Source organism: Streptococcus timonensis (genome assembly GCF_900095845.1).
GTDB classification, from domain to species: domain Bacteria; phylum Bacillota; class Bacilli; order Lactobacillales; family Streptococcaceae; genus Streptococcus; species Streptococcus timonensis.
On the sequence record NZ_FMIX01000001.1, the window covers coordinates 23,866 to 38,919 of the forward strand.

The window sequence follows — 15,054 nt, forward strand, 5'->3', positions numbered from 1 at the left end:
ATTTCAAGTAAAATATTCTATTCGTTTACTTCAACTTGAGCCTCTACAACAAGATTGGTTTCTTCATCTTCTTGAGACGGTTCAAGGTAAACTTCTTCATTGATAGCTTTTGGTTCAAGGTTACGGTAGCGAGCCATACCAGTACCTGCTGGGATGATCTTACCGATGATGACATTTTCCTTAAGTCCAAGGAGATGGTCCTTCTTACCACGGATAGCCGCGTCTGTAAGGACACGAGTTGTTTCCTGGAAGGAAGCAGCTGACAAGAAGCTGTTTGTTTCAAGTGAGGCTTTAGTGATTCCCATAAGAACTGGGCGACCAGTCGCTGGAACTCCACCTGAGATGAGGACATCCTTGTTGGCATCGGTAAAGTCGTTGATATCCATAAGAGTACCCATGAGAAGATCTGTATCACCTGGATCCATGACACGAACTTTACGAATCATTTGACGGACCATTACCTCGATGTGTTTGTCACCGATTTCTACCCCTTGGCTACGGTAAACTTTTTGAACTTCACCAAGGAGGTATGTTTCTACTGACAAGACATCACGAACAGCAAGGAGTCTTTTTGGTTGGATAGAACCTTCTGTTAGAGCTGCACCACGAGATACTTGATCACCAACTTCTACACGCATACGTGCTGTAAATGGTACCACGTACTCACCTTCGCCAGTTTCGCCCTTGACAAAGACTTTCTTAGTACGAGTAGAAGCATCTTCTTCGATAGCGGTAACTTGTCCTTTAACCTCTGTGATAACCGCTTCCCCTTTTGGATTGCGGGCTTCAAAGATTTCTTGGACACGAGGAAGACCCTGAGTGATATCGGTATTTGAGGCAACCCCACCCGTGTGGAAGGTACGCATTGTAAGCTGTGTACCAGGTTCCCCGATAGATTGGGCAGCGATTGTACCAACTGCTTCACCAACTTCAACCGCATCACCAGTCGCCAAGTTGATACCGTAACAGTGACGGCAGACACCATGACGGGTGTTACATGTAAATGCTGAACGGATCGTTACTTCTTCAACACCCGCGTTAACGATTTCGCGCGCCTTGTCTTCAGTAATCAATTCATTAGCACCGATAAGGACTGCACCTGTCTCTGGGTGTTTAACAGTTTTCTTAGTGTAACGACCATTGAGACGTTCTTCAAGAGACTCAATCATCTCTTTACCTTCAGTAATAGAACGGATCAAGAGACCACGGTCAGTTCCACAGTCATCCTCACGGATGATAACGTCTTGGGCAACGTCAACCAAACGACGAGTCAAGTAACCTGAGTCGGCTGTCTTAAGGGCCGTATCGGTCATCCCTTTACGGGCACCGTGAGTTGAGAAGAACATTTCAAGTACTGACAAACCTTCACGGAAGTTTGAAAGGATTGGCAATTCCATGATACGTCCATTCGGAGCAGCCATCAGACCACGCATACCGGCAAGCTGTGAGAAGTTTGAGATATTACCACGGGCTCCAGAATCCATCATCATAACGATAGGATTCTTAGGATCTTGGTTGGCAACCAAACGTTTCTCCAATTTTTCACGGGCAGCACGCCATTCAGCTGTAACAGCATTGTAGCGCTCGTCATCTGTGATCATACCACGACGGAATTGTTTTGTGATTTGTTCTACACGTTTATGTGATTCTTCGATGATTTCAGCCTTGTCTTCAACGACTGGAATATCGGCAATACCCACTGTCAAACCTGCAAGAGTTGAATGGTGGTAACCGAGGTTCTTCATACGGTCAAGTAGGGCAGATGTTTCTGTCGTACGGAAACGTTTGAAGATTTCAGCGATGATATTTCCAAGGTTTTTCTTCTTGAATGGCGGGTTGAGTTCAAGGCCATTGATAGCTTCCTTGATATTTCCACCTAGCGGCAAGAAGTATTTAGCTGGAACACCCTCTGTCAAGTTAGCGTTTGTTGGCTCTTGCAAGTAAGGTAGTCCTTCTGGCATGATATCGTTGAAGAGTATCTTACCTACAGTTGTAAGCAATATTTTGTGTTTTTGCTCTTCTGTCCATGGTTTGTTAAGGCTATCTGTTGCGATACCTACACGTGAGTGGAGGTGAACATAACCATTACGGTAAGCCATGACAGCTTCGTCACGGTCCTTGAAGACCATACCTTCACCTTCACGACCAGCTTCTTCCATAGTCAAATAGTAGTTACCCAAAACCATGTCCTGAGATGGAGTAACAACTGGTTTACCATCTTTAGGGTTCAAGATATGCTCAGCAGCAAGCATCAAGATACGAGCTTCTGCTTGGGCTTCTTCTGAAAGAGGTACGTGGATGGCCATTTGGTCCCCGTCAAAGTCGGCATTGTAGGCTTCACAGACAAGCGGGTGCAAGCGAAGGGCTTTACCGTCAATCAAGACAGGTTCAAAGGCTTGGATACCCAAACGGTGAAGGGTAGGTGCGCGGTTCAAAAGTACTGGGTGTTCTTTGATAACTTCTTCGAGGATATCCCAGATACGTTCATCTCCACGTTCTACCAAGCGTTTAGCCGCTTTAACGTTTTGAACGATATCGCGCGCAACGATTTCACGCATAACGAATGGTTTAAAGAGCTCGATTGCCATTTCACGTGGCACACCACATTGGTACATCTTAAGAGTTGGACCAACGGCGATAACAGAACGTCCTGAGAAGTCAACACGTTTACCGAGCAAGTTTTGACGGAAGCGTCCTTGTTTCCCTTTGAGCATATGGCTCAATGATTTAAGCGGACGGCTACCTGGTCCAGTAATTGGACGACCACGACGTCCATTGTCAATTAAAGCATCTACTGCTTCTTGAAGCATACGCTTCTCATTTTGAACGATGATACCTGGCGCGTTCAACTCAAGCAAACGAGCCAAACGATTGTTACGGTTGATAACACGACGGTAAAGGTCGTTCAAGTCAGATGAAGCAAAACGGCCACCATCCAACTGCAACATTGGACGAAGGTCTGGTGGAATAACTGGAAGGATGTTGAGAATCATCCATTCAGGCTTGTTTCCAGACTTGTGGAAAGCATCCAAAACATCCAAACGACGGATAGCTTTCACACGTTTTTGTCCAGTAGCTGTTTTCAACTCTTCTTTGAGTTCAACAATTTCTTTTTCAAGGTCTACTTGCTTTAAGAGGTCTTGGATAGCTTCAGCACCCATTTTGGCAACGAATGATCCGTAACCAAACTCACGCAAGCGCTCACGGTATTCGCGCTCTGTCATGATAGACTTGTGCTCAAGTGGAGTATCCTTAGGATCAATTACCACATAAGCTGCAAAGTAGATAACTTCCTCGAGGGCACGAGGACTCATATCAAGGGTCAAGCCCATACGGCTTGGAATCCCCTTGAAATACCAGATGTGAGATACAGGAGCTTTCAATTCGATATGTCCCATACGTTCACGACGAACTTTAGTACGCGTTACTTCAACCCCACAGCGGTCACAAACAATTCCTCTGTAACGAATACGTTTGTACTTACCACAAGCACATTCCCAGTCTTTTGTAGGACCAAAGATGACTTCGTCAAATAGTCCTTCACGTTCTGGTTTCAACGTACGGTAATTGATTGTTTCAGGTTTTTTGACTTCTCCATAAGACCATGAACGGACTTTGCTTGGAGAAGCTAGCGTGATTTGCATACTTTTAAAACGATTTACATCAACCACTATTTCTTCCCTTTCTATTATAAGTGAACTACTTATTCTTGTTCAGTAGCTTCCGCTTTTGCTTTTTCTTCTGCTTCAAAGGCTGCTTTTGCCTCTTGAGCTGCTTTTTCGCGGGCTTTTTCAAGGTCATCTACGTGGATGACATCTTCGTCCATTCCTTCATCAAGGTCACGAAGTTCCACTTCTTGATCGTCTTCGTCAAGGACACGCATGTCAAGACCAAGAGATTGCAATTCTTTTACAAGAACTCGGAATGATTCTGGAACACCTGGTTTTGGAATTGGTTTTCCTTTTGTAATAGCTTCATAAGCTTTCAAACGTCCGTTGATATCGTCAGACTTGTAAGTCAAGATTTCTTGAAGGACATTTGAAGCACCGTAGGCTTCAAGCGCCCAAACCTCCATCTCACCGAAACGTTGTCCACCAAACTGAGCTTTACCTCCGAGCGGTTGTTGCGTTACGGTTGAGTATGGTCCGACTGAACGTGCGTGCAATTTATCATCAACCATGTGGTGGAGTTTGATCATGTACATGACACCAACTGACACACGGTTGTCAAATGGTTCACCAGTACGCCCGTCGTATAGAATCGTCTTAGCATCACTATCCATACCTGCTTCTTTAACAGTGTCCCAAAGATCTTCTGAACTTGCTCCGTCAAAGACAGGCGTTGCGATGTGAATGCCAAGAGTACGAGCCGCCATACCAAGGTGAAGCTCCATAACCTGACCGATATTCATACGTGATGGTACCCCAAGTGGGTTCAACATGATATCGACTGGAGTTCCATCCGGAAGGTAAGGCATGTCTTCTACAGGAACGATACGAGAGACAACCCCTTTGTTTCCGTGGCGTCCCGCCATCTTGTCTCCGACCTTAATCTTACGTTTTTGAGCGATGTATACGCGAACAAGCATATTCACACCAGATTGCAATTCATCACCGTTTGCACGTGTAAAGATTTTGACATCTCGAACGACACCATCAGCACCGTGTGGCACACGAAGTGACGTATCACGAACTTCGCGGGACTTGTCTCCGAAGATAGCGTGCAAGAGACGTTCTTCAGCTGAAAGATCTTTTTCACCCTTAGGTGTTACTTTACCTACAAGGATATCCCCTTCTTTAACCTCAGCACCGATACGGATAATACCCATCTCGTCAAGGTCTTTAAGGGCATCTTCACCAACGTTTGGAATTTCACGAGTGATTTCTTCAGGCCCAAGCTTTGTATCGCGTGTTTCTGATTCGTATTCTTCGAGGTGAACAGATGTATAAACATCGTCTTTCACCAAGCGTTCGCTCATGATAACGGCATCCTCGAAGTTGTAACCTTCCCATGTCATGTAGGCAACGATTGGGTTTTGTCCAAGCGCCATTTCACCTTTCTCCATAGAAGGTCCATCAGCGATAAAGTCACCTTTTTCGATGACATCACCAACTCGAACAAGGGTACGTTGGTTATAAGCAGTACCTGAGTTTGAACGACGGAATTTTTGGATGTGGTAAACATCCAGAGAACCATCTTCACGGCGGACTTCTACTTTGTCAGCGTCCGCATAAGTAACCTTACCGCCATGTTGCGCAATAACCGCAGCTCCAGAGTCGTGGGCTGCTTGGTATTCCATACCAGTACCTACGAAAGGTGCTTTAGGATCGATCAACGGAACAGCCTGACGTTGCATGTTGGCACCCATGAGGGCACGGTTGGAGTCATCGTTTTCCAAGAAAGGAATACATGCTGTCGCAACGGCAACTACCTGTTTAGGAGAAACGTCCATATAGTCAACGCTTGATGCTGGATATTCTTGGTTAACCCCTTGGTGGCGTCCCATGACAACTTTTTCAGCAAAAGTTCCATCTGCGTTCAATTTAGAGTTAGCCTGAGCTACTGTGTATTCATCTTCTTCATCGGCAGTCAACCAAACGATTTCGTTAGTTACTTTACCAGTTGCACGGTCAACCTTGCGGTATGGAGTTTGAATGAAGCCATACTTGTTAAGGTGTCCATATGAAGACAAGTTATTGATCAAACCGATGTTTGGTCCTTCAGGGGTCTCAATCGGACACATACGACCATAGTGAGTGTAGTGCACGTCACGTACTTCGTATCCTGCACGGTCACGTGTCAAACCACCAGGTCCTAAGGCAGACAAACGACGTTTGTGTGATAATTCTGATAGTGGGTTGTGTTGGTCCATGAACTGTGACAACTGTGATGAACCAAAGAACTCTTTAACTGCGGCCGTTACAGGACGAATGTTGATGATTTGTTGAGGTGTCAACACTTCATTGTCCTGAACTGACATACGCTCACGAACATTACGTTCCATACGAGAAAGTCCTAATCGAACTTGGTTAGCAAGCAATTCACCAACTGCACGGATACGACGGTTCCCAAGGTGGTCGATATCGTCCACACGTCCGATACCTTCAGCCAAGTTAAGGAAGTAACTCATCTCAGCAAGAATATCTGCAGGAGTCACTACGCGAACCTTGTCATCTGGATTTGCATTACCAATTATAGTTACAACACGGTCTGGATCAGTCGGCGCAACTACCTTGAATTTTTGAAGAACTACCGGCTCTGTCAATACAGCAGAATCATTTGGTGTATAGACAATCTTATTCAAGTCGCCATCCAAGTGACTTTCGATACTCTCGATAACATCACGAGTCATGACAGTCCCTTTTTCTACCAAGATTTCACCAGTTTCAGGATCTACCAATGGCTCTGCAATCGTAAGATTGAGCAAGCGAGTCTTGATATTGAGTTTCTTGTTAATCTTGTAACGTCCAACTGCAGCCAAGTCGTAACGACGTGGATCAAAGAAACGAGCTACAAGCAAGGTACGTGAACTCTCAGCCGTTTTTGGCTCACCTGGACGAAGGCGTTCGTAGATTTCTTTCAAGGCTTCGTCAGTACGAGAGTCCGCAGGATTCTTATGGATATCTTTTTCTACTGTATTGCGAACTAACTCGCTATCACCAAAGATATCGAAAATCTCATCATCGCCTGAGAAACCTAGCGCACGAACCAAGGTCGTAAACGGAATTTTACGAGTACGGTCAATACGAGTGTAGGCAATGTCTTTTGAGTCGCTTTCAAGTTCCAACCACGCTCCACGGTTAGGGATAACAGTTGAACCGTAACCAACTTTACCGTTTTTGTCTACTTTGTCGTTAAAGTAAACACCAGGAGAACGAACTAATTGTGATACAATGATACGCTCACCACCATTGATGATGAAGGTACCCATCTCAGTCATGATTGGGAAATCTCCAAAAAAGACTTCTTGAGTCTTGATTTCGCCAGTTTCTTTGTTAATCAAACGGAAAGTTACAAAGATTGGCGCAGAGTAGCTAGCATCATGGATACGTGCTTCCTCTAGCGTGTATTTTGGTTCTCTGATTTCGTAGCCAACAAACTCCAACTCCATAGTTTCTGTAAAGTTTGCAATTGGCAATACGTCTTCAAACACTTCCTTAAGACCATGATCTAGGAAATCTTTAAATGAATCTGTTTGAATTTCAATCAAATTTGGTAAGTCAAGAACTTCTTTGATTCTTGAAAAACTACGACGGGTACGATGTTTCCCGTATTGAACGTCATGTCCTGCCAAGATGATTCTCCTTTTAGTTAAAATTCCAAGCCTAATTAACTAGACCTTTGATTATCGTTAGATGGTTAACAAACCCCTATCACCTTATCCTTCTAGGTAATTTTCAGAATCTTTAAATCTCTGTTACAGATGGAAAAAATACTGAAAAAAAGCACAAAAAGAGCAGCTAAATCTGACTTTTGTAAGAAGATTTAACTGCTGTGAGCCTTGTCTGGACAATATTTCAGACAAAACCTACGACAAATGATTACTCATATTATACCTGATTTGCTCTGATTTTTCAAGGGCTTTGCTTGTTTTTTCTTACTTTAGTATAGATGGTCTTCGTTTTCTGAAAAGGTAATTTTCTAGACAAGTAGTTGTTAAATAAATAAGACAGGTTCTATTCATTAACCTATCAACCAACTCTTTAGTTTGTAAGTTGGTATCTTGTATACTGAAAAGGAAATAATACTAATCAATTCAACTTACTTGACAAAAGCCTTGCTTAGTGGTTTAATATACCCCATAAGGGTATATTGGAGGTACCTATGTTTTACTTATTTACAAAAATTGATAGTATTTCTACCAGCGAATTAGAAGCTAAACTCAAGGAACCAATTCAGCTACTGGATGTGCGGACGCCTACGGAGTTCCTTAGAGGCCATATCAAAAACGCCAAGAATGTTCCTCTAACCGAAATCGGAGCTTACACACCTGCGACAAATGAAACACTTTATGTCATTTGTCATTCTGGTGTTCGAAGCAAGATGGCTGCTAAAAAGCTCAAGAAAAAAGGCTATGATGTTATCAACGTCCGAGGTGGTATGAGCGCTTGGACAGGTAAGATCATATAGAACAAAAAGGGAGAAAATTAATGAAAATTATCATCATTGGAGGAGTTGCAGGCGGCATGTCTGCAGCAACCCGTCTCAGACGTCTCATAGAAGACGCTGAAATCACTATTTTTGAGAAAGGTCCCTTTGTTTCCTTTGCAAACTGCGGACTTCCTTACTATGTTTCAGGAGAAATTGCAAGTCGTGACAGCTTATTAGTCCAAACTCCTGAAAGTCTCAAAGCACGGTTTAATCTTGATGTGCGACCATTTCACGAGGTCGTCCAGATTTCTCCAGACAATCACACTGTCACTGTCCGACATGATGGACAGGAATTCACAGAAAGCTACGATAAGCTGATTCTCTCTCCAGGAGCTAAGCCATTTGTTCCTGCCATTGATGGCTTGGCAGAAGCTAAGAATGCCTACACGCTCCGCAATGTTCCTGATCTCGATGAAATTATGGCAGCCTTGGAAAATCATCCAAAAGAAGCTGTCGTCATCGGTGCAGGTTTTATCGGGCTTGAAATGGCTGAAAACCTGGCAAAACGTGGCTTGCATGTCACCATCGTAGAAAAAGCTCCTCATGTCTTGCCACCATTAGATCAAGAAATGGCAGCCTTTGTCCAAGCAGAATTGGTTAAAAACAGCGTTCGTGTTATCACTTCCCAATCTGCGACTCGATTTGAAGAACAAGGAAAAATCATCGTTCTCGAAAATGGTCAAAAGATTACTTCTGACCTCACCATCCTTTCTGTCGGTGTTGAACCTGAAAACGGTCTGGCCAAAGCTGCAGGTATTGAACTGGGACTTCGTGGTGGAATCTTGGTAGATGAAAACTACGAAACCAGTCAAAAAGGTATTTTTGCAGTTGGGGATGCCATCATCGTCAAACAAGAAATCACAGGGCAAGACGCCCTCATTTCTCTAGCTTCTCCTGCAAACCGTCAAGGACGTCAAGTGGCAGACGTAATTGCTGGAATGGAGCGCAAAAACAAGGGTAGTATTGGTACTGCTATTGTTCGTGCCTTTGATATGACAGCGGCTTCGACTGGTCTCAGCGAACGTATCCTTAGCATGAACCAACTTCCTTATAAGGCACTTCATGTCAGTGGGAAAGACCACGCTGGTTATTATCCAGGTGCTACTGATATGACCTTGAAGCTCCTCTTCGACCCAACCACTGGAGAAATCTATGGTGCCCAAGGAGTTGGGAAGAAAGGTGTTGACAAGCGAATTGATATCCTAGCAACTGCTATCAAGGCAAATCTCACCGTCTTTGACTTGCCAGAGTTAGAGTTTACTTATGCACCGCCATTTGGCTCTGCCAAAGATCCAGTAAATATGCTGGGATACGCAGCCTTGAACCTTATCGAAGGTCTGAGCGACAATATACAGTGGTACCAGCTAGAAGATGAAATAGCTACTGGCAAGAAATTCCTGGATGTACGGACCAGTAGCGAATTCCAAAGTGGTCGACTTAAGGTTGACACCATCCACATCCCCCTAAACGAACTACGGGAACGCTTGGATGAACTAGACAAGAACCAAGCCTACATCGTTAGCTGCCACAGTGGTTTGCGCAGCTATATCGCAGAGCGGATCCTCAAGCAAGCAGGATTTACAGTCCAAAACCTTGACGGCGCTTATTCACTATACAAAATGGCTAATCCAGAAGGAGTAGAATATGCTAACTAATATCAGCATGGCTGACTTTTATGAAAAATATCAAAATGAACATCTAGATCTTATCGATGTCCGTGAAGTACATGAATTCCAAGCAGGACATGTACCAGGTGCCAAAAACCTTCCGTTAAGTACCTTGGAGCAAGGCTACAAAGAACTCAAACCTGACCATGAATACCATGTCATCTGTCAAGGAGGAGTGCGCTCTGCCTCTGCCTGTCAATTTCTCAGCGCCCAAGGCCTCACCGTTACCAATGTAGAAGGTGGCATGAATGCCTGGCCCGGTGATGTAGAATAAATCAAATACAAAAAGAGCAGTTGGTTTACTCTAAAGAAAACCAACTGCTCTTTTACTATTCTATCAACTTTTCAAGTAAGCCTTTATTCTGTTACTTCCGTTTAATCAAGTATTTAACTGCCTTTTCCAATCTTTCCTTCTGCGCTTGAGGGTCGCCTAAAGGTTCATTAATACAAGCTGTTAAATTCTCGGTTATCATCAACTCAATAATACGATCAACGCTTGAACGAACTGCTGTTAATTGGGTGATGATATCGACACAATCCCGCTCTTCCTCCATCATTTTTTGGATACCCCGCAATTGACCCTCTGAGCGTTTGAGGCGTGTAATGTACTTTGATTTTGTCATATCTTTATCCTTAAACGATTTTTTTACATTATATCTCTAATAAAGCCCTTTGTCAAAAGTATCACTTCTCTTAAAGATAAAGCCTCCTAGTTCTCTACTCTAACTCGCGTAACAATACCATCTTTGTCAGTCACGCTGAATTCTGCAGACGAAAACCACTTAGTTATCGCCTTGTTAGTTTGAGATTGAGCAAATACTTTCAACAACTCCTCTTTATTCTCAACTTCAACCACATAGTAAGCAAGACCTGCCATGCTATTTTCACGTCGAGCTAAATCTTTACCACCCCATTCATTAACAGCTAAATGGTGATGGTAAGCCCCTGATGCTATCCAACTGGCATGTGGAATCGTGAATTTATCCTCAAGACCAAGAGACTCTTGGTAGAACACACTCGCTTCTCGACTATTTTTTACAGATAGGTGAACATGCCCCATGCTAGTGCCTTTTGCAATCACAAAAGGCTCGATTTCTTTTCCTAGTTGGTAGATATCTTGGGCAGACAACTCTTCTGTGACCCCAATAATACGGCCATCCTCACGAATATCCCATTCTGCCTCAGGCTTGTCTCTGTAAAGTTCTATGCCATTACCCTCCAGGTCTTCTAGGTAGATAGCCTCACTATAGCCATGATCAGCTCCACCAACTAATGGAATCTTTAAGTCTAATAAGTGTTTGAAAACATTAGCCAAATCTTCACGAGTCGGCAAAAGAAGTGCCATATGATAAAGACCATAACTTTGCTTAGGATTACTAATGTCATCTGTCTTAATTAGCCGAACTAGTGGTTTCCCACCAGCACCTAAAAGAACTTGATTTTCCGATTGATTCAAAATCTCCAACCCAAGCAACTGATGATAAAATGCTGTCTGGCTTTCTAAGTCCTTGACATTTAAAGCTACTTCAGCTAAATAAATCTGACTATTATATTCGTAAACCATAGAAAACCTCTCTTTGTTGTAACTATTTTTATTACATATATTGTACTCCCTTCTCAGCCAATGTCAATCTAGATGCTCAACGCTGATAAAACAAGAAAAATCCTCCCCATGTAGGAAGGATTGTTTCGCTTTAATGAGCCAACATTTCTTGAGCAATCTCTTGACCTGATAAGCCATCTGGATAATAGGTTGGCCAGTTGTCCATCTCTTCAAAGAGGGCTTCTTGGCTAGTGCCTCCAAAGAAGATATGGAAATGTTCTGCCTTGACCGGAGCGATATTGTGGTCGCTAAACTGAACATACTTGAATTGTCCAGCGTCTGTATCAGTCGCTTCAAAGAGGAAGCGTACTCCACGATTCCCTTTCTTATAAGTCAAGATTTTCTTGCCGACATACTTGTAAGTATATTTCTTACTTTGGCCACCTTGGATGAATTCCATAGTATTATCTGTAATATTAATCTTGCTTACATCTGTTTGGTAACCCTTTTGATAGTAGGCCTTATACTCATCCTTGGTCATCTTGCCAGTCAATTTAGCCTTGTAGTCAAAGACTTGGTCAAGAGTCCCATCCTCAAGGAAAGGATAGACAGACTGCCAGTTACCAGCATAATCACTCAGGGTACGGTCCTTAACATCGGCATCCTCAAAGTAGCCATTATGAACTGTTTTAGTTTCCTCTGCTTTTTCCGGTTCAATTTCTGCTCCTGCCTGATCAGTTGTCTGCTTGAGGGCCTTGAGGTTTTTCTCCATGACAGAGATGTAATTCTCACCGGCTTTCATGTCCTCTTCTGTCAAGCTTTCAAGAGGATTCAGAACATCTAACTTGACACCTGTTTCTTTTGAGAGGGTATTAGCTAGGGCTTGTGAGGCATTTTCTTCAAAGTAGATATAAGAGATTTTGTTTTTCTTGATGTACTCGGTCAATTCTGCCAAACGGCTTGCTGAAGGCTCCGCATCTGGTGAAAGGCCTGAAATAGACACTTGATTAAGTCCGTAGTCTAGAGCTAGATAACGGAAGGCAGCGTGTTGAGTCACAAAACTCTTTTGCTTAGCATTAGAAAGCCCTTCACTATAGGTCTTATCCAAGGCTTGTAGTTTTTTGATATAAGCTGCTGCATTTTGCTCAAAAGTCGCCTTCTTATCTGGATAATCAGCTGAAAGACTATCACGGATATGTTCTACAAGTTTGATTGCACGCGCAGGAGACAACCATACATGAGGGTCATACTCGTGATGATGACCTTCTTCACCATGGTCGTGGTCTTCTTCTTCACTTCCAGGAAGAAGTAGCATATCTCCAGTAGCTTTAATGGTTTTTACTTTTTTCGCATCTAGGGATTCTAATAACTTAGGAACCCAAGTTTCCATATTTTCATTCTCATAAACAAAGGCATCAGCATCTTGGATTTTAGCGACTGCCTTAGGTGATGGTTCATAGTCATGTGGCTCTGTTCCAGCCCCGATTAAGAGTTCAACATTGGCTGTGTCGCCTGCTACTTGCTTGGTAAATTCGTAGACAGGGTAGAAAGTTGTAACGATATTTAATTTTCCATCTGCTTGTTTTTGATTGGAACAAGCAACTAAGAATAAGGTCACAAGACTTGTCAAAAGTAGGCTTAGTTTTTTCATTTTATTTCTCCTATTTGATAAAACGTTTGAGTAAGCTGACTAGTAAAAAGACAACTACAAAGATAATGGTGATACTTGCACTTGGTGGTGTCTCTGCATAATAGGAAATATAAAGCCCCGCAACCATGCCTAGAAAACCAATGGCGCTAGCAAGTATCATCACAGAACTAAAGTTTTTACCTAGACGTAAAGCAATACTTGCTGGTAAGACCATGATAGTCGATACCAAAAGTGCTCCCGCTGCTGGGATCATGAGGGCTATAGCCACACCCGTTACCATGTTAAAGAGAATAGACATGGTGCGTACAGGCAATCCATCTACAAAAGCTGTATCCTCGTCAAAAGTTAGAATATACATAGGTCTTAAAAAGAGGAAGGTCAGGATTAAAACAACCGCAGCGATGACAAATAGACCAATTACCTGCTCTTGACTAATGGTTACGATAGAACCAAAAAGATACTGATCCAGACTCATCGAACTAGAGCTCTTACCCTTACTCATGACAATAAGTGAAACTGCAAGTCCTGTAGACATGAGAATGGCTGTCCCAATCTCCATAAAGCTTTTATAAACCGTACGTAGGTATTCAAGGAAGACCGCTGCAATCAAGACAATCACAATGGTTGAGATGGTCGGAGAAATTCCTAAAACCAAGCCAAAGGCAACCCCTGAAAGCGAGACGTGACTCAGAGTATCACTCATAAGACTTTGACGACGCAAGATAAGGAAGGTCCCCAGAACTGGTGAAAATAGGCTCATGGCAATAACAGCCAAAAAGGCCCGCTGCATAAAATCATAAGACAATAGATTAAGCATGCTCCACCTCCTGGTCACTTTCATGGACATTGAAGCAACGCCATGGGGAATCTTGGTCTCGGACCAGGTGAATATTACGATCTGCGTAGTCCTTGACTTCTTCAGGATCGTGAGTAATCATCAAAACAGCCTTCCCATGATGGTGGGCACTGTGGTGCATGAGTTCATAAAACTCATCCTTGGTTCCCGCATCCATCCCTGTCGTCGGCTCATCCAAGATAAAGATATCAGGATCTGAAGCAAACATACGTGCGATAACAGCCCTCTGCTTTTGCCCACCAGAGAGGGAGCCAATGCGTTTATCCCGATGCTCCCACATACCAACAGAGTTTAAACTAGCCTTGATATGTTCCTCATCGTGAGCATTTAGACGACGGAACCAGCCCTTTCTTGGATAACGACCTGATTTTACAAATTCATAAACGGTACTTGGAAATCCTGCATTAAAACTTGCAATCTGTTGAGGAAGGTAGGCAATTCTTAGTTTTGTCCCACGAGTGTTGGTCTTTGAAATGGTAACTTTGCCAAATCTTGGTTGTAGAATACCAAGACTGGCCTTGATAAGAGTCGTCTTGGCAGCTCCATTTTCTCCAGTAAGGGTGACAAATTCCCCACTATCAACACTGTAATTGATATGCTCAAGCACAGGTTCCTTGTCATAATAGAAGGACAAATCCTCTACTGTGATGTATCTCATTACTTGATTTCTCCTACTAAAGCAGTTAAAAACCGCTGGATAATTTTTTGCTCCTCAGCCGAGAATTGACTGGTAACTTGTTCATAAGTCGAGAGGGTGTGCTCATGATGATGATGGTGCTCTTCAGCGATTGGTCGAGCCAGGTCTGTCAATTGATAGAAAATCACTCGAGCATCCTTGGGATCCTTGGATGTCTCCAACATCCCCTCTTTAATCAAAGATTTTATAGCCTTGGTAACGGCTGCTTGACTGACATTGAGACGGCGCGCCAACTCAGAGTTGGTTAGCGACTCCTCTGATAAAAGCATAAGAATATGCTCCTGAGTATTGGTCAAAGCCACATTACTGGTACAATGGCCAATAAGGATTTCATGCTGGTTTTCAGCTTTCAGGATTACTTCATTTAAAAAATGATCAATGTCTTTTGCTAATTGTCTCATGAACTTCCCCTTTCTTAGTTATCTTTTTCCTAAAACAATATAGATCACCACAGATTCTTTACTGGTTAATTATATCATAAACCAAAAA

General features: G+C 43.1%; 11 protein-coding genes. 3 read left to right on the forward strand and 8 right to left on the reverse strand.

Annotated elements, in window-relative coordinates; all coding sequences use genetic code 11:
* Nucleotides 1–17: 17 nt before the first annotated feature.
* Together rpoC and rpoB are read right to left on the reverse strand one after the other, a co-directional pair.
* Nucleotides 18–3,671, reverse strand: coding sequence for a DNA-directed RNA polymerase subunit beta' (gene rpoC / locus BQ2679_RS00100; RefSeq protein ID WP_075564955.1), 3,654 nt, complete (start codon nt 3,669–3,671; stop codon nt 18–20).
* 32 nt (nt 3,672–3,703) lie between these two features.
* A complete protein-coding gene (rpoB, locus tag BQ2679_RS00105) occupies nt 3,704–7,294 on the reverse strand; it encodes a DNA-directed RNA polymerase subunit beta (RefSeq protein WP_075564957.1) in 3,591 nt (1,196 codons plus the stop codon).
* A gap of 530 nt (nt 7,295–7,824) precedes the next feature.
* Between rpoB and BQ2679_RS00110 the strand changes: the two genes are divergently transcribed.
* From BQ2679_RS00110 to BQ2679_RS00120, 3 genes are read left to right on the forward strand one after another with little or no spacing between them, the layout of a single operon-like run.
* The gene (locus tag BQ2679_RS00110) at nt 7,825–8,130 is read left to right on the forward strand and encodes a rhodanese-like domain-containing protein (protein WP_075564959.1); all 306 of its coding nucleotides are present in this window, start codon (nt 7,825–7,827) and stop codon (nt 8,128–8,130) included.
* A 20-nt stretch (nt 8,131–8,150) separates the two neighbouring features.
* Nucleotides 8,151–9,806: an FAD-dependent oxidoreductase gene (locus tag BQ2679_RS00115; RefSeq protein ID WP_075564961.1), complete on the forward strand. Its 1,656-nt coding sequence runs from the start codon at nt 8,151–8,153 to the stop codon at nt 9,804–9,806.
* Nucleotides 9,796–10,092 (forward strand): rhodanese-like domain-containing protein, encoded by a 297-nt coding sequence (locus BQ2679_RS00120; protein ID WP_075564963.1) that lies wholly within the window; start codon nt 9,796–9,798, stop codon nt 10,090–10,092. The genes BQ2679_RS00115 and BQ2679_RS00120 overlap by 11 nt, the downstream gene beginning before the upstream one ends.
* A gap of 91 nt (nt 10,093–10,183) precedes the next feature.
* Here BQ2679_RS00120 and BQ2679_RS00125 read toward each other — a convergent pair whose 3' ends face one another.
* The 6 genes from BQ2679_RS00125 to adcR form a co-directional block, all read right to left on the reverse strand.
* Nucleotides 10,184–10,441, reverse strand: coding sequence for a metal-sensitive transcriptional regulator (locus tag BQ2679_RS00125; protein WP_003002739.1), 258 nt, complete (start codon nt 10,439–10,441; stop codon nt 10,184–10,186).
* Nucleotides 10,442–10,527: 86 nt separating this feature from the next.
* Entirely contained in the window at nt 10,528–11,382 is an 855-nt protein-coding gene (locus tag BQ2679_RS00130) for a VOC family protein (protein ID WP_075564966.1), read from the reverse strand.
* Between the two features lie 130 nt (nt 11,383–11,512).
* Nucleotides 11,513–13,012: a zinc ABC transporter substrate-binding protein AdcA gene (locus tag BQ2679_RS00135; RefSeq protein ID WP_075564968.1), complete on the reverse strand. Its 1,500-nt coding sequence runs from the start codon at nt 13,010–13,012 to the stop codon at nt 11,513–11,515.
* Nucleotides 13,013–13,022: 10 nt separating this feature from the next.
* Entirely contained in the window at nt 13,023–13,829 is an 807-nt protein-coding gene (locus BQ2679_RS00140; RefSeq protein WP_075564970.1) for a metal ABC transporter permease, read from the reverse strand.
* Nucleotides 13,822–14,526, reverse strand: coding sequence for a metal ABC transporter ATP-binding protein (locus tag BQ2679_RS00145; RefSeq protein ID WP_006147770.1), 705 nt, complete (start codon nt 14,524–14,526; stop codon nt 13,822–13,824). The genes BQ2679_RS00140 and BQ2679_RS00145 overlap by 8 nt, the downstream gene beginning before the upstream one ends.
* The gene (gene adcR / locus BQ2679_RS00150; RefSeq protein ID WP_075564972.1) at nt 14,526–14,966 is read right to left on the reverse strand and encodes a zinc-dependent transcriptional regulator AdcR; all 441 of its coding nucleotides are present in this window, start codon (nt 14,964–14,966) and stop codon (nt 14,526–14,528) included. Before adcR ends, BQ2679_RS00145 begins: the two co-directional genes overlap by 1 nt.
* Nucleotides 14,967–15,054 lie beyond the last annotated feature (88 nt).

What these genes read in the sequence shown, in the direction of transcription:
- BQ2679_RS00110 (WP_075564959.1), top strand. Translation starts at nt 7,825, where the DNA reads ATGTTTTACTTATTTACAAAAATTGATAGTATTTCTACCAGCGAATTA.
- BQ2679_RS00115 (WP_075564961.1), top strand. Translation starts at nt 8,151, where the DNA reads ATGAAAATTATCATCATTGGAGGAGTTGCAGGCGGCATGTCTGCAGCA.
- BQ2679_RS00120 (WP_075564963.1), top strand. Translation starts at nt 9,796, where the DNA reads ATGCTAACTAATATCAGCATGGCTGACTTTTATGAAAAATATCAAAAT.
- BQ2679_RS00125 (WP_003002739.1), bottom strand. Translation starts at nt 10,441, where the DNA reads ATGACAAAATCAAAGTACATTACACGCCTCAAACGCTCAGAGGGTCAA.
- BQ2679_RS00130 (WP_075564966.1), bottom strand. Translation starts at nt 11,382, where the DNA reads ATGGTTTACGAATATAATAGTCAGATTTATTTAGCTGAAGTAGCTTTA.
- BQ2679_RS00135 (WP_075564968.1), bottom strand. Translation starts at nt 13,012, where the DNA reads ATGAAAAAACTAAGCCTACTTTTGACAAGTCTTGTGACCTTATTCTTA.
- BQ2679_RS00140 (WP_075564970.1), bottom strand. Translation starts at nt 13,829, where the DNA reads ATGCTTAATCTATTGTCTTATGATTTTATGCAGCGGGCCTTTTTGGCT.
- BQ2679_RS00145 (WP_006147770.1), bottom strand. Translation starts at nt 14,526, where the DNA reads ATGAGATACATCACAGTAGAGGATTTGTCCTTCTATTATGACAAGGAA.
- adcR (WP_075564972.1), bottom strand. Translation starts at nt 14,966, where the DNA reads ATGAGACAATTAGCAAAAGACATTGATCATTTTTTAAATGAAGTAATC.